Below are 16,767 nucleotides of genomic sequence, written 5' to 3'. Positions count from 1 at the left end.
AGGTTTCCATGAAAGTCTGGGCTGGCGGTTCCAGCCGCGTCAAACCCTGCTCAGGGCCGCCGTGCGAAGATGAACTCGCCCACACCGCCCAGGCGCTGCTCGCGCCGGAGGATGTGGAAGCCCGTGGTCTCCACCAGGCGGAAGGTGTCGCGGTTGAGGCGGCAGCCGCCGGTCAGCTTGCGCCACGCGGGCGTCAGCAGGTCCTGCGCGGTGGCCACGGCCAGATTCGGCGCCCGCACGTGCTCCAGCAGGCGCAGCTCGCCGCCCGGCTTGAGCACCCGCATCACCTCCGAGAGCGCCGTGCCCGGCGCGTCCACGCAGCAGAACACCAGGCTGGACACCACCGCGTCGAACGAGCCGTCCGTGAACGGCAGCGCCTGCGCATCCGCCTGGAGCAGCGCCACGCCGCTGCGCCGTGCCCGCGCGCGCACCAGCGCTCCCAGGTCCACGTCCACCGCGGTCACCGACGTCACCGAGTCCGGGTAGCCCGGCAGCGCCAGGCCCGTGCCCGCGCCCACCTCCAGCACCTTGCCGGACAGCCCTTCCACCAGCTGCCGCCGGGCGGCGTTCAACCCCACCCAGCCCAGCGGCGCCATCAACGCGTCGTACGCCAGTGCCTTCACGCGGTACCCCCCTGCTGCGAAACGATGCGAAACGTGGACGCGCTACCGCGCTGTCTCCACCCGGCCCCGCGGCGCGGACGGCTTCTGCGAGGATGCGCTCGGCGCCTGCTTGCGCAACAGGCCCCACAGTCCGTACACCACCAGCAGCAGGCTGCCGTACTGCGCCGGCGTCAGGCCGAAGTAACGCGCGTCCACGTACGACAGGTCCGTGGCCCGCAGGAAGTCCAGGCTGAAGCGGGACGCCGCGTACAGGAGCGCCAGCAGCGGCAACAGCCGGCCCTTCATCTTCGGCATGTCGCGCAGCGCGTACAGCAGGCCGGTGATCGCGAAGAGCACGATGGCGTCGTAGAAGCCCAGGTCGTGCCGGTTGCCGTTGGGGAACTGCACCGCCAGGAAGAAGTCCGTCAGCTTGCCCGGGTGGTCGTGCACCGCGAAGCACCCCAGCCGCGCCACCGCCCAGCCCGGCGCCACGCCCAGCGCGAAGCTGTCCGCGTAGTCGTTGAAGCGCAGCTTCTTCACCCGGAAGAACACCACCGCCGCCAGGATGCCGCCCAACAGGCCGCCAAAGGACGACAGGCCATCCCAGAACCGGAAAATCTGGAACGGGCTCTTGGACATCTCCTCCGGGTGGTAGAAGAACAGGTGCACCCAGTGGCCGAAGAGCATGCCGGCCGCCACCCCCCACATCGCGAAGTCCGCCAGCGGGTTCGGGTCCAGCCCCTCGCGCTCCGCCTGCTTCGTCAGCAGCCGGGCAGCCAGGAGGATGCCCGCCGCCACGAAGACGTTGAAGGGGTTCAGTTCCAGGGGCCCCAGCTTGAACGAGGGGGCGTGCCAATAGGGAATCAAGGGGGCTCCAGAAAGGCCAGGGATCCGCGCGGACGTACTCCGGGCGGATGGAAGCCGAACAATCGGCGCATCCCGGGCTTCCCTCCACCTCTTTTTCCACTCCCCGCCCGCCGGGCGCGCAAGCCCCGCCCGGACGCCCACTCGCGCCCCCGCCCCTCCTGCCTGCCCCTTCCCCACATCCGCTGGCGGACAGAGCCCGTGTGCGCCCCTGGCCACTGCCCTCGTCCCAGGGAGGGAATCCGTTGTGTTTCCGGAGGTTCGGGGAAGCCGAGCGAGGACCGAGACACCAGACAAGGGGTGTCTATTACGGAAATCCCGTGATTTTTTGTCAGGGGGTCGAGGTCAAATCCCCCGGTTGGACCCCAGCGCATGGGGAGAGGGGAGGGCAGGTGATGCAACGGCTCCGGGCGACGCCCGCGAGCCCGACCCACCGGATCCGAAGGGGCTTGTCAGGGTCCCCAGGTGGGCGCGGTCGTACCGCAGGTGCTCTCCCTTCGGGCCCGGCGCGGATTGAGCGGTTCAAGGAGCACAGCCATGAAGTCGTTCCTGTTGGTACCCAAGGAGTCCATCGAGACGCAGGCCCGGCCCGGTGTGCGTGGCACGGCGCAGGGCGAGCGCGTCCTCAGCCGCAGCACCGCGCTCCGCTTCAGCGCGGCCCAGAAGGCACCGGATGCCCTCACCGCCCTCGGTCTGCGGTCGGCCACGCTGCCTGGCGTGAAGCCGGAGGTCAGTGGTCAGGCGCAGCGTGGCCGCAAGCGCGCCCGCGGCAAGAAGGCCAGCGACGTCGACGCCACGCCCATGCCGGGCGCGCCCGTGACGGAGCAGGTCGGCACGGAGGCCGGCAGCTACCGCTTCATGCCGCTCATCGGCGCCACCATGGCGCACTTCTACTCCCAGGACGCGGAGAAGGCGGCCCGGGGAGAGCTGGCGGAGGAGTTCGAGTTCATCCCGGACGTGGTGCCCCTGTCCTTCCCCGGTCCGGTGTCCGCCGGACAGACAGGGCCGCGCAACCGCGGCATGAGCTCGCTCGCGCAGCGCGAGTGGCCCGACGAGTCCGGTGTCCCCCTGGCGCACGCCCAGGGCATCCGGGGCGCCGGCGTGATGCTGGGCATCCTGGACACCGGCGTGGACGCGGACCACCCCGAGCACGCGAGCAAGACCATCCAGTTCCGCTACGTCTCGCTCTTCCCCAACTCGCCGCACAACCCCGCGCGCGACGTGCGCGGGTTCGATCCGGACGGCCACGGCACGCACGTGTGCGGCATCGCCGCGGGCGTGCACCACGGCGTCGCGCCGGAGGTGGACCTGTACGCCGCGTCCGTCATCGAATCGGAGACCATCCGCACCAGCCTGGGCCGCGTGGCCGCCGGCATGGAGTGGCTGCTGCACCAGTTCAGCCGTCCGGAGAACGCGTCGCGTCCCGCCGTCGTCAACCTGTCGCTGGGCTTCCCGCTGCAGCCGCCTCCGGGCATCTCCGAAGCGGACTACCTGCTCAACCAGCGCGCACTGCAGGCCATGCTGCGTCGGCTTCTGGACAGCAACATCCTGCCCATTGTCGCGGCGGGTAACAGTGGACCCGACACGGTTGGTTACCCAGCAGCCTTTCCCGAGGCCCTGGCTGTGGGGGCAGTCGACTTCGAGCGCAACGTGGCCACCTTCTCCGCCAGCGGCTCCGTGGGGCGTCGGGGCGTACCTGACGTCATGGGCTACGGGGTGAATGTGTATTCGTCTACTGAACGCCGCTGCAACAATCAGGCGTTCTATGAACGAATGAGCGGCACAAGCATGGCGGCGCCGTATGTCGCGGGAATCGCCGCGCTGTATCGTTGCCGCGCCCCTGACTTGACGGCATTGGAAGTGAGGGATTTGATTCTGGGCAATGCCATCAAGCTTCCTCGCTCGGCGAACCACCGGACGGGGAAGGGCCTGGCTGTTTTCAGGTGACGCGGTAGTTGCCGGGGCCGGTGCCACGTGAGCACCGGACCTGGGGAGGATGTGGCCATGAGCAGGAAGAATGGCGTGCCGGGCGGACCTCAAGACATTTCGGCCCGGATGTCCTCCGTCGCCGCCGTGCGTCCGCTGCCTGGCAGCGGAGGCACGGTGCGTGCGTTGCCGGGCGCGGGTGGCCTGGAGCGTGACGCACAGCCGGCCGGCGACATTGACGTCACGGTGATGCCCCGGGAATCGGCCGCGCCGAAGCGTCCTTCCGCGTCCTCACGGGCACCCATGCGCTCGCGCGCGGACATCTACAAGGAAGGCCAGGCGGAGAACGCCCGCTTCCGCGAGAGCTTCATGCGCTGGCTGGAGGCACACCAGTTGGTGGGCGCCGTGCGCGCCATGAGCGAGCCGGGCGGTTCCCTGCCCATGCTGCACTTGAGGTGCGCCCCGCGCGTGCTGGACCAGCTGCGCCGCGCGCCGGAGTTCGAGGCAGGCACGATGATGCCGCTCGAACAGCTGTATTAGGCCCGCCCCACCGCGCTTGCCTCCTGTCACCGGCCCCGCGTCCCGCCTCCCTTGTAACGGAAGACGGCCCTCCAGCGGTCTAAGCCGCCTTGCGAAAGGCGAGCACCCGCGTCTGGGCGCCCGCGCTGTCGCACCGGGAAGAGGCTCGCTTGCCGCGTTCACCCCTGTGGAACTGACGGCGGGGCTGCTTCTTCCTGATTAACCTAGAAACTCAGGATTGTAGCCGCCTGATGCCATTGAACGGAGGGACCAATGCGCTGTCTGGGATTGGACGGGGTCAGTCCAACCGGCAGGCGTCCTCGAAAGACAGACGCGGGTTGCGCGGGAAGAGCTTCGCCGGGTCGCCGTAGCCCAGGTTGATGAGGAAGTTCGACTTCCAGCCGGTGCCCTGGAGGAAGGCCTCGTCCACCTTGGCCTTGTCGAAGCCGCCCATGGGGCCGCAGTCGAGCCCCAGCGCGCGCGCCGCCAGGATGACGTAGCCGCCCTGCAGGGTGCCGTTCATGAAGGCCGCCTGCTCGCGCGCCTCCTGGGGCATGGCCGCGAAGACGCTCTTCATGTCGCGCGCGGGGAACAGCTTGGGCATCTGCTCGTGGAACGCGGTGTCGTACGCCACGATGACCGTCACCGGCGCCTGCATCGTCTTGTCCACGTTGCCCGGGGACAGCGCGGGCTTGAGCCGCTCCTTGGCCTCGCGGCTCCTCACGAACACCAAGCGCACCGGCTGGCTGTTGATCGCGGTGGGCGCCATGCGCGCCAGCTCGTAGATGCGGCGCAGCGTCTCGTCCGTCACCGGCCGGTCCTGCCAGCCCGAGTGCGTGCGGGCCTCCGTGAAGAGCTGCTCCAGCGCGTCCGTGTCCAGGGCCGTGTTCGTCGTCGCCATGCGTGATGTCCTCCGTTGCGAACACCCCATGGCTATCCGCGTAACTTTTATTTCGCAAGTAACTTCCAAAAAGTAAGTAAGTGCCGGCGGAAGGGGGCGGGCGCTATACTCGGAGTGGAGGTGGCACGATGCATGACGACTCAAGCCCGCTGTGTGCGCGGTTCCTGTCGGCGGCCGACCTGCTGGGGCGGCGCTGGACGGGCGTCATCCTGCGCATCCTGATGGACGGGCCGTGCCGCTTCGGGGAGCTGACGGCGCGCATCGGCACCATCAGCGAGCGTGTCCTGTCGGAGCGGCTCAAGGACCTGGAGGCGGAGGGCATCCTCGAGCGCCACGTGGACCCGGGCCCGCCCATCCGCTCCGAGTACCGCCTGACGGAGAAGGGTCAGGCGTTCTGGAAGGTCATCGACGAGCTGGGCAAGTGGGCGGAGCGCTGGGTGGACGTGAAGCCCACGCGGGCCGCGCCCCGGAAGCGCAAGAGCGCCTGAAGCCCGGGGCGCGGGTGCTGCGAACGGCCTAGAAGTTGTGACCGCCGTCCACGTCGATGGTGCGGCCGTTGAAGTAGTCGCACTCCACGATGAACTTCACGGCCACCCAGATGTCCTCCGGCTCGCCGATGCGGCCCACCGGGATGGCGGCCACCAGCGCGTCGCGGGCCTTCTGGTTCATCCCCTGCGTCATGGGCGTCTCAATCATGCCCGGGGCGATGGCGCCCACGCGGATGCCGAACGGCGCGAACTCGCGCGACCAGGTGACGGTGTTGGCGGCGAGCGCGGCCTTGGCGGACACGTAGTTGGACTGGCCGCGGTTGCCGTGCCGCGCGATGGACGACATGTTCACGATGACGCCGGGGCGCTGGTCCGTCTCCACCATCTTCGTGACGACCTCGCGCACCATCAGCGTGGCGCCGGTGAGGTTCACGCCGATGACGGCGTTCCAGTCCGCCGTGGACAGCTTCTTCACCTGGCCGGTGGTGCGGTCCTTCTTCACGAGCAGCGCGTCGCGCAGGATGCCCGCGTTGTTGATGAGGCCGTTGAGGCCGCCCATGGCGCCGTGGGCCCACTGCACGAAGTCCGTGACGTCCTGCTCGTTGGACACGTCCAGCTTGCGGCGGTGGATGCCCGCCGGCAGCGCCGCGAGCTTCTCCTCGTTGACGTCGCCAACGGCCACCTGGCCGCCCGCCTCGTGGATGCGCTGAGCGAAGTGCGCGCCCATGCCCTGCGCGCCACCCGTCACGATGATCTTCAGGTCCTTCAGCTGCATGTGCCTCTCCTTGGGCGTGTCCGAAAAACGCGCGCAGGGTACGCACACCGCACGGGCGCTGGCCAGCGCCGCGGAGGCTGAAACCTGAATCAAGCTTCAACTTCTCATGAGCCCTGGACCCCCGACGCGGTGCGTTGGGGGGCGGACCGGCAGGACTACAGCGCGTCAGTGCCTACAGCGCATCAGAGATGACGGAGCCCAGCCGGCGCATGCCCTCGTTGATGAGGTCGGGCGGGCGGTTGGAGTAGTTCAGGCGCATGAACTGGGGCTTCTGGTCGTTGGCGAAGAAGGGCGCGCCGGGGACGAAGGCGACCTTCTGCTCCACGGCGCGGGGCAGCAGCGTGGCCGCGTCCAGGCCCTGGGGCAGCTCCACCCAGAGGAACATGCCGCCGTCCGGCCGGGTCCACTTCGTGCCCTTCGGCATGTGGGCCTCCAGCGCGGCCAGCATCGCGGTGGCGCGCTCGGAGTAGACGGGCATCAGCGCCTGGATGTGGCCCGCGTAGTCGAAGGTCTCCAGCAGCAGCGCGGTGGCGCGCTGGGCGAGCGTGGCCGTGTGCAGGTCCGTGGCCTGCTTGGCGATGGTCAGCGACTTGAGCAGCGGGCGCGGCCCCGTCACCCAGCCCAGGCGCAGGCCGGGGGCCAGCGTCTTGGAGAAGGTGGACAGGGACAGCACCACGCCCTGGTCGTCCATCGACGCCAGCGACGGCAGGTGCACGCCCTTGAAGCGCAGCTCGCCGTACGGGTCGTCCTCCAGGATGATGAAGCGGTGCTCCTGCGCCAGCCGCACCAGGGCCTTGCGGCGCTCCAGGGACAGGGTGGTGCCCTTGGGGTTCTGGAAGTTGGGGATGACGTAGAGCAGCTTCGGCACGCGCTTCTTCAGCAGGGCCGCCAGGTCGTCCGTGTCCATGCCGGCGTCGTCGCTGCGCACGGTGGCGAACTCCACCTCGTAGCCGCCGAAGGTCTGGAGCGCCGCCAGGTAGCTGGGGTCCTCCACCACGACCAGGTCACCCGGATCGAGCAGCACCTTGCCCACCAGGTCCAGGCCCTGCTGCGAGCCGCTGGTGATGAGCACCTGGTCCGCGTGGACGTGCTGGCCCTTGCGCGCCAGGTGCGAGGAGATCCACTCGCGCAGGGGGGCGAAGCCCTCCGTGGTGCTGTACTGGAGCGCGGGGCGCCCCTCCCGGGCGAAGGTCTCCTCGAACGCCTTGGCGATGGCGTCCACGGGGAAGAGCTCCGGGGCGGGCAGGCCGCCGGCGAAGGAGAGGATGTCGGGGCGCTCGGCGATCTTGAGGATTTCGCGCACCGCGGACGTCTTCATCCGGGACATGCGCCGGGACAGCCGGTAGGCCGGAGGAGGGGGCAGGGGTGCACTCATAGCGTCCGCGCTCATGTTCATTCTCCGTTCAACAGCTCATCGGGGACACGCACGTGCGTGTCTTCCTTCAGGGTCGACAGGACGATGGTGGTGCTCGTGCGGGTCACACCTGGAATGGTGCGCAGCGTCTCCACGAGCAGCGAGTCCAGCGTCCGCGTATTCGCGGTCTTCACCTTCAGCACGTACGAGTCCTGCCCCGCGACCCGGTGGGCCTCCAGCACGTCCGGCAGCTCCGCCACCTTCCGCGCGAAGCCCTCGAAGTGCTTGGGGTGCTCGATGCTCACCCCGATGAAGGCGGTGATGTCCTTGCCCAGCTGCGTCGCGTCCACGCGCGCCGTGTAGCCGGTGATGATGCCCTTCTCCTCCAGCTTGCGGATGCGCTCCGCCACCGCCGGCTGGGACAGCTTCACCCCACGTGCCAACTCCAGCTGCGTGGCCCGGCCATCGCGCTGAAGCATATCGACGATGCGATAATCCAGGGGGTCCATGGGGTGTAAAACCTTATTTTTATAAGCGGACCTATCAGTCGACGGTGAAGTTATATGCATCCGCCATGAAGTGCAAGTCCGTTTGCATGCAAAATGGTTGATGCCGGCGAAAGGTCTCCTACCCGACCTCCCGAGTCCCCAGGCAGCCAGGCGGAAGGTGGTGGCGGACGGGCTCCGCGGCAGTCCTCCCTCGGGGCCAGGTGGGCGAGGTGGACACTTCCCCGCTCAAGGTCTGGGGACGTCACGCGAGGTGTTTGACGCCTCGCGTCCGTGTCTGTCTTTGACGCAAGGAGCCATCCATCCGCTTTTGACAGGGCGGTCGGCCGGGTGCTACCCGTCCTGAAAGATGAATCGCCCTTCAACTTCAGAACGAGTCCCCGTCACGCCGCGCGGTCAGCGGACGCGGCAGAAGTTGTTGAAGGCAGCGGAGGCGGTGTTCGGCGACAAGGGCTATGAGCGCGCGTCCATCGCGGACCTCACGCGCAAGGCCAGCGTCGCGCTGGGCACCTTCTACGTTTACTTCCCGGACAAGCAGTCCATCTTCGTGGAGGTGGTGGACGAGCTGGGCGCGCGCCTGCGCCGCCTCATCGCGGAGTCCACGGTCGCGTGCACCACGCGCCTGGAAGTGGAGCGCGAAGGCCTGCGCGCCTTCTTCCAGTTCGTGCGCCAGCACCCCAACCTCTACCGCGTGGTGCGGCAGGCGGAGTTCGTGGACGCGGACTGCTACCGCCGCTACTACGACCGCTTCGCCAAGGGCTACGTGCGCGGCCTCACGCTGGCCATGGAGGCCGGCGAGGTGCGCCGCATGGATCCAGAGGCGCTCGCCTACTGCCTGATGGGCATTGGCGACTTCCTGGGCATGCGCTGGGTGCTCTGGGAGGAGGACATGGGCCTGGAGCGCGTGCTCGACACGGCGATGACGCTCCTGACCCACGGCCTGCCCCCGGACGCGGGCGCCGCGCGCACCCATCTCCAGACTGTCCCCCCCCCGAAGGCAGCCGCGAAGTCGTCGAAGCCCACCCCCCCGAAGTCGAAGCCGTCTTCCCGCCGTCCGTCACGCGGTCCCCGGAGCTGAAACACCGTCATGCGTTACGCGAACATCCTGTCCACCGGCCGCTACGTCCCCGAGAAGCTCCTCACCAACGCCGACGTGGAAAAGATTCTGGGCGAGAAGGTGGACGAGTGGCTCCAGCAGAACGTGGGCATCAAGCAGCGCCACGTGATGGCGGACAACCAGGCCACCAGTGACCTGGCCGTGGCCGCCGCGAAGGAGGCGCTGGCCCGCGCGAAGGTGGACCCCAAGGAGCTGGACCTGGTGCTCGTGGCCAGTGACACGCCGGACTACCTGAGCCCCGGCACGTCGTCCGTGGTGCAGGCCAAGCTGGGCGCGGTCAACGCGGGCACCTACGACATCAACGCCGCGTGCGCGGGCTGGGTGACGGCGCTGGACGTGGCGTCGAAGACGATTTCGTCGGACGACAGCTACCAGCGCATCCTGGTGGTGGGCGCCTACGGGATGACCCGGTACGTGAACTGGAAGGACAAGAAGACCTGCACGCTGTTCGCGGACGGCGCGGGCGCGGTGGTGCTGGGCGCGTCCGACAAGCCGGGCTTCCTGGGCGCGAAGCTGCTCGCCAACGGCGAGTACCACGACGCGCTGGGCATCTACACGGGCGGCACCAACCGGCCCGCCACGGCGGAGACGCTGGCGCTGACGGACGGCAAGCCCGCGGTGCAGTTCGTGCGCAAGTTCCCCTCCACGTTCAACACCGAGCGCTGGCCCATCCTGCTGGACACGCTGCTCAAGCGCGCGGACCAGACGCTGGACGACGTGAAGCTGTTCGTCTTCACGCAGCTGAACCTGCGCACCATCGAAGCCACGATGAAGGCGCTCAACCAGCCCATGGAGAAGGCGCACTACACGATGGACAAGTGGGGTTACACGGGCTCCGCCTGCATCCCCATGACGCTGGACGACGCGGTGCTGCAGGGCAAGGTGAAGAAGGGCGACCTGGTCGCCTTCTGCGCCAGTGGCGGTGGCCTCGCCATGGCGTCCGCCCTCTACCGCTGGACGGCTTAGTCCCCCCATACCCCGCCTCATTCAGACAGGAGTTCTTCGCATGTTCATCGGGGACTGGATGGGGCGGGGTGCCCTCTACTGGCCGGACGCGGTGGCCGTGGTGGACGTGGCCCGGAAGGACGCGGGCCGCTTCACCTACCGGCAGATGAACGCGCGCGCCAACGCGCTCGCGGGCTGGCTGCGGGACGTGGCGGGCGTGCAGCGCGGCGACCGCGTGGCCATCGTCGCGCACAACGGCGTGGAGTACCTGGACACGCTGTTCGCGTGCGGGAAGCTGGGCGCCGTCTTCGTGCCCTACAACTGGCGGCTGCACGCGGCGGAGCTGACGGAGGGCGTGCGCGCCATCCGCCCGCGCGTGCTGCTGTTCGGAGACGACTTCAAGGACGCGGTGGCCCAGGTGCGCGAGCACGTGGGGGACGGCCTGCGCCTGGTGTCGCTGGAAGCGCAGGGCCTGCCGGGCGCGGATCCGTACGAGAAGGCCATGGCGTACGTGCCCGCCGCTCCGGAGGCTCCGGTGACGAACGACGCGGTGAGCGAGGAGGACATCCTCTGCCTGCTCTTCACCGGCGGCACCACCGGCCGGTCCAAGGGCGCGAAGATTTCGTACCGCATGGTGGCGTGGAACACGCTCAACACGCTGGTGCATGAAATCCGTCAGGGCGACGTGACGGTGACGCACACGCCGCTGTTCCACACGGGCGGGCTGCTCGTCTACACGCTGCCGCTGCTCACCGCGGGCGGCACCGTGGTGCTGATGCGCCGGTGGGACCCGGACGAGATGCTGGGCCTGGTGGCGAAGGAGAAGGTGACGCTCTTCTTCGCGGTGCCCACGCAGTACCAGCAGCTGATGGATTCGCCGCGCTGGAAGGGGACGGACTTCTCCTCCGTGCGCTTCGTCACCAGCGGTGGGGCGCCCCTGCCGGTGCCGCTGCTCCAGGCGTGGCAGGCGGTGCACCCGGTGCCCTTCAAGCAGGGCTTCGGCATGACGGAGTTCGGCCCGGGCATCTTCAGCATGGGGCCGGAGTTCGCGGTGTCCAAGGCGGGCTCCATTGGCCGGCCCAACTACTTCATCGACGCGAAGCTGGTGGACGACGCCGGCCACGCGGTGCCCGTGGGCGGGGTGGGGGAGCTGGTGCTGAAGGGGCCCTCCATGTGCTCCGGCTACTTCGAGGACGACGCCGCCACGAAGGAGGCCATCAGCGCGGACGGCTGGTTCCACACCGGGGACCTGGCGCGCGTGGACGCGGATGGCTTCTTCACCATCGCGGGCCGCAAGAAGGACATGTTCATCTCCGGCGGAGAGAACGTGTACCCGCTGGAGCTGGAGTCCGTCCTCTACGAGCACCCCGCCGTGCAGCAGTGCGCGGTGGTGGGCGTGCCGGACGCGAAGTGGGGCGAGGCGGGTCGGGCCTACGTGGTGCTCAAGCCGGGCGCCGAGGCCTCGGCGGACGCGCTGCTCGATCACCTCAAGGGCCGGGTGGCACGCTTCAAGGTCCCCAAGCGGGTGGAGCTGGTGAAGTCCCTGCCGGTGTCCCCGGCCGGAAAGATTCTCAAGCGCGAGCTGCGCGAGGCGGCCATCGCCGCTGACGCGCGGGCCGCTTCGTGACGCACGGATTTTCCTCTTTCAAGCAACGCAACCAGGAGCGCGCACATGGCTGATACATCCAGGAAGGTCGAGATCCGGGACATCCCCACGCAGCGGCTCCGGGTTCGCGCGCGGCTGGCGGGCGAGGACGGCTTTCCCGTCATCTTCGTGCACGGCAACTGTTCCTCGTCCGCGTTCTTCGAGTCGCTGATGAAGACGCTGCCCGAGGGCTTCCGGGGCATCGCGCCGGACATGCGCGGCTACGGGCACACGGAGGCGAAGGCCATCGACGCGACGCGCGGCATGCGCGACTTCGCGGATGACCTGGTGGCGCTGATGGACACGCTGTCGCTGAAGCGCGCGGCGTTCGTGGCGCACTCGGCGGGCGCGGGCATCGTGATGCAGCTGTCCATCGACCACCCGGAGCGCGTGGCCGGCCTGGTGGTGGAGGCGCCGCTGTCTCCCTATGGCTTCGGTGGCACGAAGGACGCGGACGGCACGCCGTGCTGGGCGGACTTCGCGGGCTCCGGTGGCGGCACGGCCAACCCGGACTTCGTGCAGCGGCTGAAGACGAAGGACCGCTCCACGGAGTCGCAGACGTCGCCGCGCAACGTGATGAACGGCTGCTACGTGAAGCCGCCGTTCCGCCACCCGGACGAGGAGATGCTCCTGGACTCCGTGCTGGACACGCACGTGTCGGACGAGCTGTACCCGGGCAACTTCACCAAGTCGGAGAACTGGCCGGGCGTGGCGCCGGGCACCACGGGCATGAACAACGCCATGGCGCCGGCTTACTACAACACCTCCACCTTCGCGGCGCTGACGAAGGGGCCGGACGTGCTGTGGATCCGCGGCGCGGACGACGCCATCGTTTCCGACACGTCACTGTTCGACTTCGGCTTCCTGGGCAAACTGGGCGCGGTGCCGGGCTGGCCCGGGGATGAGAAGTACCCGCCGCAGCCCATGGTGTCGCAGATGCGCAAGGTGATGGATCGCTACGCGGCCAACGGCGGCCGCTACCGCGAGGTCGTCCTCCCGGACACGGGCCACAGCCCGCACCTGGAGAAGACGAAGGAGTTCCACGACCTGCTCGTCCCGTTCCTGCAGGAGCACGCCCGCTAGGCGTTCCTGACGCGCGGTAAGGCTCGCGAGGCCCTTCCGGGGATCCCCTGGGGGGCGTCGTGTGTCCCGTGCGTCCACTCTCAGTCGCAGTCCGCTGTCGCCGCACCCTTCACCCAACCGGAGGTCCGCATGCGAAGCAACTGGAGTTTGTCGCTCACGGCCGCATTGCTGATGGCAGGTTGCGGGGCAGAACCGCCCGCGGAAGCACCCCCGACGCAGGAGTCCGTCGCCACGGCCGAGGCTCCGCTGGACGCGGACCTGGCCCCGTACTTCGACGCCGTCCCCACCTTCACCGGCAACTACCGGGTGGTGGGCACGTACACGCCGCCCACGTGGTCCTGGGGGCAGATTGAGTTGCTGGAGGGCAAGCAGCGCTTCCGCACGGAGTACTACAACCCGCGCACGCTGAAGCTGCGTGACCAGGACACGTTCCAGTCCAGCGACTACCCGCTGAAGACGTACTTCGGTTCGCTGAACCAGCAGCTGGTGAACGCGTTCAACCTCCACTACGGGAACAGCTGTGCCACGACGACCGGGGCCACCTGTCCCACGCCCGGCCCCACCAAGCCGGAGGCGCGCTTCGTCCTGCTGCACAAGGGGCGGGCCACCGCGGCGCGCACCTGTAACGTCAATCTGACGCCGACGCTGCTGGTGCACGGCGCCATCCAGGACGCGAACGTGTGGATGTTCCCCAACGGCAACAACGGTTCGGGCGGCACCTACGGCGGCGCGGCGCAGCTGACGGGCATGGTGCAGGACCTGGAGTCGAAGGGCCGCTGCGTGTACGCGGTGACGTTCGGCTCGTTCCACGGCGACAACTTCAACCACGCCATCCACGTGGCCAACGCCGTGCAGCGCGTGAAGGCGCTGCACCCGGGCGTGGCGCGGGTGGACGTGGTGGCGTGGAGCAAGGGCGTGCTGGCGGTGGACCCCTGGCTGGAGAACGCGGCCACGTGGGGCGGCTTCAGTACGACGCGCTTCTTCGAGCGTCTGGCGAAGGAGCAGGCGTCGCAGGTGCCGGCGTATGACGACTCGGTGCGCGTGTACGTGCCGCTGTCCGGTCCGCACAAGGGCATCGACCTGAACTTCCGCCACCCCATCCACACGCTGACCATCGCGAGCACGGCCTCCAACGCGCCGGTGGGCCGTGGCCCGATGCCGTGGACGTACTTCTCCGCGTTCCAGTGCGTGACGTTTGGTTATGACGTGCCCTGGTTCAAGAATCCCTACGCGGAGAGTGTGTGCGCGGGTTCCGGTGGCACGTGGCCGGACTACTTCCGCCGCATCTACCTGTCGAACATCACGGGTCTGAGCAGCACTGGTACGCCGGTGTCCAGCAGCACGCTGCAGACGCTGAACACGAACCAGGGCCTGTCCGCGTCGTCGTTCAAGTTCGACGACTACAACATGAGCCTCTTCGGCGCGGTGAACGACAGCGGCAAGTACGTGACGGCGTACCCGGGCCAGCTGCAGGCGGCGTATGACCTGCGTGGCACGTACCCGATTCCGGACCGCAGCGCGCTGGCGTGGGACAACATCGATCCGGACGAGAACCGCTACTTCCCCTGGCTGGACACGAAGCTCATCTACAACCCGCTGAATCCCTGGATTGCCGCGGGCTACATGGCGACCAGCGACCACCGCGTGTGCCGCACGACGGCGTTCGACCCGGCGGGTTCGCCGTGCTTCGCGTACCACGCGTACAACACGAACCAGAACCGGGAGGCGTACGACGTGACGGGCTACGGCAAGTACCGCATCATGGACGGCCTGGGCATGGCGGCGGCCATGGAGATGGGCGGCAAGTTCATCACGCGCCTGGCGGAGCACGGCGTGGATTCGCGCCTGCCGTCGCTCTACGTGCTGTACGGCACGACGGGCGGGGCGACCCCGTTCGAGACGGATGGCATGACGTCCACCACGTCCACGCTGCGCAGCGACGGCGTGCTCTTCGAGGCGAGCATCGCGGCGATGACCCAGCTCACCCAGGGCTGGACGGCCGCGAAGAAGACCGCCGACGCGAAGCAGGAAGGCATGGCCTATGACCACCTGAGCATGGGCATCACCCCGGCGGTGTGGAACAAGATCTCCACGCACTTCGTTTCGCGGGATTGATGATGTGAGGCACGGGCGCGTTTTGGCGCGCCCGTGCTTCGCGGGTCAGGGGCGCGGCGGGATGGGGACTCCCAGCAGCGTGCACATGTCCCGGACGAGCTTGTCGAAGGAGTCCGCTCGGCGCGCGGCTTCGAGGTCGAAGGCGCTCGTGAGTGCGGGTTGGTCGATGGTTTCGCTGTAGCCGCTGGGCATGTGGTTTCCGAGCCAGCCCTTCGCGTCGCGGATGCGCTCGGGTTGGGCTGGAGCGTCCAGGTTGGCGGGGAGCCCGCGCTGACTGCGCAGGGATTCCGCCGCTGCGAGGAACCACGCTTCGTATTCGCACTCCGCGACGACCACGGAGATGCTCCGGTTGGCGCGTTGTGCCCGTGCCCAGGTCAGGAGCCGTGGTCCGAGCACGCAAGGCAGGTCCTTGTCGGCATCCAGCAGGACGAGGATTCGGCCTTCATCGCCCACCTTCCGAGCCGTCAGCTCGATGGCCCGGCGCAGTTCGTCTTCCTTGACGAGCTGGCCTCGTGGAATGCGGTGGGGAAGGAGGACCTCAGGATGAACCTCGGGTGCCAACCACTGCGTCAGGCGCCTCACGAGGATGGGGGCGGCTCTGACTTCGCCGTGGCCCTCGACGATGAGCCCCAGCTTCATTTGGTGCCGAGCTCCCAGAACTTGAGCTCATTCGGAGCAGGGATGGTTTGCCGGTCGGGAGCAAGCTGATTGGCCTTCAGCAGTTCGCCCGCCGTGTAGAGACGGTCCTTGAGTGCGGACCGGGTCTCTGCGTCGACGGGGGCGATGATGCTGCGCCCCTGCTCCGACGCCACCGAGAGAACTTCACCTGCTTGGATGCTGGAGTCATCCAGCAACTCCGGGCTGTGACTGGTGACGATGATCTGGGCGTATTGAGATGCTTCGCGGAGTGCATCCCTCAAGACACCTGCCGCCGCCGGATGGAGCGCGACCTCGGGCTCTTCGATGCCCACGAGTTGGATCCGCGGTTCGGCCCGCGTCTGGAACAGCGCGACGAGGATGCCAAGGGCGCGAAGTGTGCCGTCGGACATGCTGATGGCTGGAAAAGGCTCGTAGAGGTCCAGTCCCTCGCTGATGCGCTGCCGGAACTGCAAGGTTTCCAGGTGCTCAAGGCGCTTGTGACCAACGCTCGAAAGGCCGGGCACGATGGCTCCCAGGTATTCCTCCACGCGCTTCTTGCCGTCGCCGTCTCGCTTCTCCAGTCGTTCCAGAACACTTGGGAGATTGGAACCATCTCGGAGCAGGAAGTCTCCCTTGTCGGCAGGCTGGGCTGTTCGAAGCTGATCAGGGTTGAGGTTGTAGAAGCCCATGCTCGAAAGCGCGTCGAAGATGGGACGGAACTCGGGCAGCCCTGACGCATTGACCAGGTAGAGGCGGTCATCCGCGGCGGGGGGCGAGACGGGTCCAGGAGGAACGAGAATCCTTCCTTCGCGAACGTGGTACCTCGCTCGCCCTACGACGCATTCCTCCTCCTGAACCACATGGTCCCCGATTTCGGGGATGGCAATGCAGATGGAGTAGTGACCGTCGGTGCCATCGGACAGACTGAAGTCGAGGCGAATCTCGAATTGGCTCGCGCCACTCAATCCACGGCGCACGATGAGGGCAGCCCCTCCTCGGGTCCGGAGTGCCTGATCCAATGAGGTCCGCAAGGCATCCGTGATGAGCCTCAACGCATCCAGGAAGTTGCTCTTGCCGGAGCCGTTCGGGCCCACGAGGAACGTCAGCGGCCCCAAGGCGACGTCGCAGACCTCGATGCTACGGAAGTTCCGCAAGCTCACGCGTGAAAGCAGGGGAGGCCGACGCCCATGGGGATTGGGGGACGACCCGGGGCTCTCAGCGGAAGGCATCTTGCGTTCTCCTGCACCAAGTCATGCGCGCTACGCACTTCATTGTGCCAGTAGGCCCA

General features: G+C 68.0%; 16 protein-coding genes. 8 read left to right on the top strand and 8 right to left on the bottom strand.

Annotation, left to right across the window (positions count from 1 at the left end; genetic code table 11):
* Positions 1–50 precede the first annotated feature (50 nt).
* Complete coding sequence (locus GTZ93_RS38830) at positions 51–623, bottom strand: class I SAM-dependent methyltransferase (RefSeq protein WP_120576347.1); 573 nt, start codon at positions 621–623, stop codon at positions 51–53.
* Between the two features lie 42 nt (positions 624–665).
* Complete coding sequence (locus tag GTZ93_RS38825) at positions 666–1,469, bottom strand: prolipoprotein diacylglyceryl transferase (protein ID WP_139916165.1); 804 nt, start codon at positions 1,467–1,469, stop codon at positions 666–668.
* A gap of 534 nt (positions 1,470–2,003) precedes the next feature.
* Between GTZ93_RS38825 and popC the strand changes: the two genes are divergently transcribed.
* Both popC and popD read left to right on the top strand, forming a co-directional pair.
* Positions 2,004–3,413, top strand: a complete 1,410-nt coding sequence (gene popC / locus GTZ93_RS38820; RefSeq protein WP_139923125.1) for a subtilisin-like protease PopC — start codon at positions 2,004–2,006, stop codon at positions 3,411–3,413.
* Positions 3,414–3,470: 57 nt separating this feature from the next.
* Complete coding sequence (gene popD / locus GTZ93_RS38815) at positions 3,471–3,932, top strand: PopC secretion inhibitor PopD (RefSeq protein WP_139923123.1); 462 nt, start codon at positions 3,471–3,473, stop codon at positions 3,930–3,932.
* Between the two features lie 277 nt (positions 3,933–4,209).
* Here popD and GTZ93_RS38810 read toward each other — a convergent pair whose 3' ends face one another.
* Complete coding sequence (locus GTZ93_RS38810; RefSeq protein WP_139923121.1) at positions 4,210–4,812, bottom strand: malonic semialdehyde reductase; 603 nt, start codon at positions 4,810–4,812, stop codon at positions 4,210–4,212.
* A gap of 128 nt (positions 4,813–4,940) precedes the next feature.
* Between GTZ93_RS38810 and GTZ93_RS38805 the strand changes: the two genes are divergently transcribed.
* Positions 4,941–5,300 carry a winged helix-turn-helix transcriptional regulator gene (locus tag GTZ93_RS38805; RefSeq protein ID WP_120581261.1) on the top strand — a complete coding sequence of 120 codons (360 nt, stop codon included), beginning with the start codon at positions 4,941–4,943 and terminating at the stop codon, positions 5,298–5,300.
* A gap of 28 nt (positions 5,301–5,328) precedes the next feature.
* Here GTZ93_RS38805 and GTZ93_RS38800 read toward each other — a convergent pair whose 3' ends face one another.
* The 3 genes from GTZ93_RS38800 to GTZ93_RS38790 form a co-directional block, all read right to left on the bottom strand.
* Positions 5,329–6,075 carry an SDR family oxidoreductase gene (locus GTZ93_RS38800; RefSeq protein ID WP_120560256.1) on the bottom strand — a complete coding sequence of 249 codons (747 nt, stop codon included), beginning with the start codon at positions 6,073–6,075 and terminating at the stop codon, positions 5,329–5,331.
* A gap of 172 nt (positions 6,076–6,247) precedes the next feature.
* Positions 6,248–7,465 (bottom strand): aminotransferase-like domain-containing protein, encoded by a 1,218-nt coding sequence (locus GTZ93_RS38795; RefSeq protein ID WP_139923119.1) that lies wholly within the window; start codon positions 7,463–7,465, stop codon positions 6,248–6,250.
* A gap of 2 nt (positions 7,466–7,467) precedes the next feature.
* Positions 7,468–7,938, bottom strand: a complete 471-nt coding sequence (locus tag GTZ93_RS38790; protein WP_139923117.1) for an Lrp/AsnC family transcriptional regulator — start codon at positions 7,936–7,938, stop codon at positions 7,468–7,470.
* Between the two features lie 346 nt (positions 7,939–8,284).
* Between GTZ93_RS38790 and GTZ93_RS38785 the strand changes: the two genes are divergently transcribed.
* From GTZ93_RS38785 to GTZ93_RS38765, 5 genes are all read left to right on the top strand, one after another.
* Positions 8,285–9,013 (top strand): TetR/AcrR family transcriptional regulator, encoded by a 729-nt coding sequence (locus GTZ93_RS38785; RefSeq protein ID WP_161663314.1) that lies wholly within the window; start codon positions 8,285–8,287, stop codon positions 9,011–9,013.
* Positions 9,014–9,022: 9 nt separating this feature from the next.
* A complete protein-coding gene (locus tag GTZ93_RS38780) occupies positions 9,023–10,018 on the top strand; it encodes a 3-oxoacyl-ACP synthase III family protein (RefSeq protein WP_126935631.1) in 996 nt (331 codons plus the stop codon).
* A 40-nt stretch (positions 10,019–10,058) separates the two neighbouring features.
* Complete coding sequence (locus tag GTZ93_RS38775; RefSeq protein ID WP_139921270.1) at positions 10,059–11,624, top strand: acyl-CoA synthetase; 1,566 nt, start codon at positions 10,059–10,061, stop codon at positions 11,622–11,624.
* 45 nt (positions 11,625–11,669) lie between these two features.
* Positions 11,670–12,725, top strand: a complete 1,056-nt coding sequence (locus tag GTZ93_RS38770; protein ID WP_139921268.1) for an alpha/beta hydrolase — start codon at positions 11,670–11,672, stop codon at positions 12,723–12,725.
* A gap of 129 nt (positions 12,726–12,854) precedes the next feature.
* A complete protein-coding gene (locus GTZ93_RS38765; RefSeq protein ID WP_139921266.1) occupies positions 12,855–14,840 on the top strand; it encodes an esterase/lipase family protein in 1,986 nt (661 codons plus the stop codon).
* 45 nt (positions 14,841–14,885) lie between these two features.
* On the opposite strand, the gene GTZ93_RS38760 is transcribed toward GTZ93_RS38765, so the two are convergent.
* The gene (locus GTZ93_RS38760) at positions 14,886–15,479 is read right to left on the bottom strand and encodes a DUF4276 family protein (RefSeq protein WP_139921264.1); all 594 of its coding nucleotides are present in this window, start codon (positions 15,477–15,479) and stop codon (positions 14,886–14,888) included.
* Positions 15,476–16,639: an AAA family ATPase gene (locus tag GTZ93_RS38755; RefSeq protein ID WP_219629096.1), complete on the bottom strand. Its 1,164-nt coding sequence runs from the start codon at positions 16,637–16,639 to the stop codon at positions 15,476–15,478. Before GTZ93_RS38755 ends, GTZ93_RS38760 begins: the two co-directional genes overlap by 4 nt.
* Positions 16,640–16,767 lie beyond the last annotated feature (128 nt).

Source organism: Corallococcus exiguus, assembly GCF_009909105.1.
GTDB lineage: Bacteria > Myxococcota > Myxococcia > Myxococcales > Myxococcaceae > Corallococcus > Corallococcus exiguus.
Note: the sequence above shows the minus strand (reverse complement) of the source record. Positions and strands in the feature narration are given on the sequence as shown.

What these genes read in the sequence shown, in the direction of transcription:
- popC (WP_139923125.1), top strand. Translation starts at nt 2,004, where the DNA reads ATGAAGTCGTTCCTGTTGGTACCCAAGGAGTCCATCGAGACGCAGGCC.
- popD (WP_139923123.1), top strand. Translation starts at nt 3,471, where the DNA reads ATGAGCAGGAAGAATGGCGTGCCGGGCGGACCTCAAGACATTTCGGCC.
- GTZ93_RS38810 (WP_139923121.1), bottom strand. Translation starts at nt 4,812, where the DNA reads ATGGCGACGACGAACACGGCCCTGGACACGGACGCGCTGGAGCAGCTC.
- GTZ93_RS38805 (WP_120581261.1), top strand. Translation starts at nt 4,941, where the DNA reads ATGCATGACGACTCAAGCCCGCTGTGTGCGCGGTTCCTGTCGGCGGCC.
- GTZ93_RS38800 (WP_120560256.1), bottom strand. Translation starts at nt 6,075, where the DNA reads ATGCAGCTGAAGGACCTGAAGATCATCGTGACGGGTGGCGCGCAGGGC.
- GTZ93_RS38795 (WP_139923119.1), bottom strand. Translation starts at nt 7,465, where the DNA reads ATGAGCGCGGACGCTATGAGTGCACCCCTGCCCCCTCCTCCGGCCTAC.
- GTZ93_RS38790 (WP_139923117.1), bottom strand. Translation starts at nt 7,938, where the DNA reads ATGGACCCCCTGGATTATCGCATCGTCGATATGCTTCAGCGCGATGGC.
- GTZ93_RS38785 (WP_161663314.1), top strand. Translation starts at nt 8,285, where the DNA reads ATGAATCGCCCTTCAACTTCAGAACGAGTCCCCGTCACGCCGCGCGGT.
- GTZ93_RS38780 (WP_126935631.1), top strand. Translation starts at nt 9,023, where the DNA reads ATGCGTTACGCGAACATCCTGTCCACCGGCCGCTACGTCCCCGAGAAG.
- GTZ93_RS38775 (WP_139921270.1), top strand. Translation starts at nt 10,059, where the DNA reads ATGTTCATCGGGGACTGGATGGGGCGGGGTGCCCTCTACTGGCCGGAC.
- GTZ93_RS38770 (WP_139921268.1), top strand. Translation starts at nt 11,670, where the DNA reads ATGGCTGATACATCCAGGAAGGTCGAGATCCGGGACATCCCCACGCAG.
- GTZ93_RS38765 (WP_139921266.1), top strand. Translation starts at nt 12,855, where the DNA reads ATGCGAAGCAACTGGAGTTTGTCGCTCACGGCCGCATTGCTGATGGCA.
- GTZ93_RS38760 (WP_139921264.1), bottom strand. Translation starts at nt 15,479, where the DNA reads ATGAAGCTGGGGCTCATCGTCGAGGGCCACGGCGAAGTCAGAGCCGCC.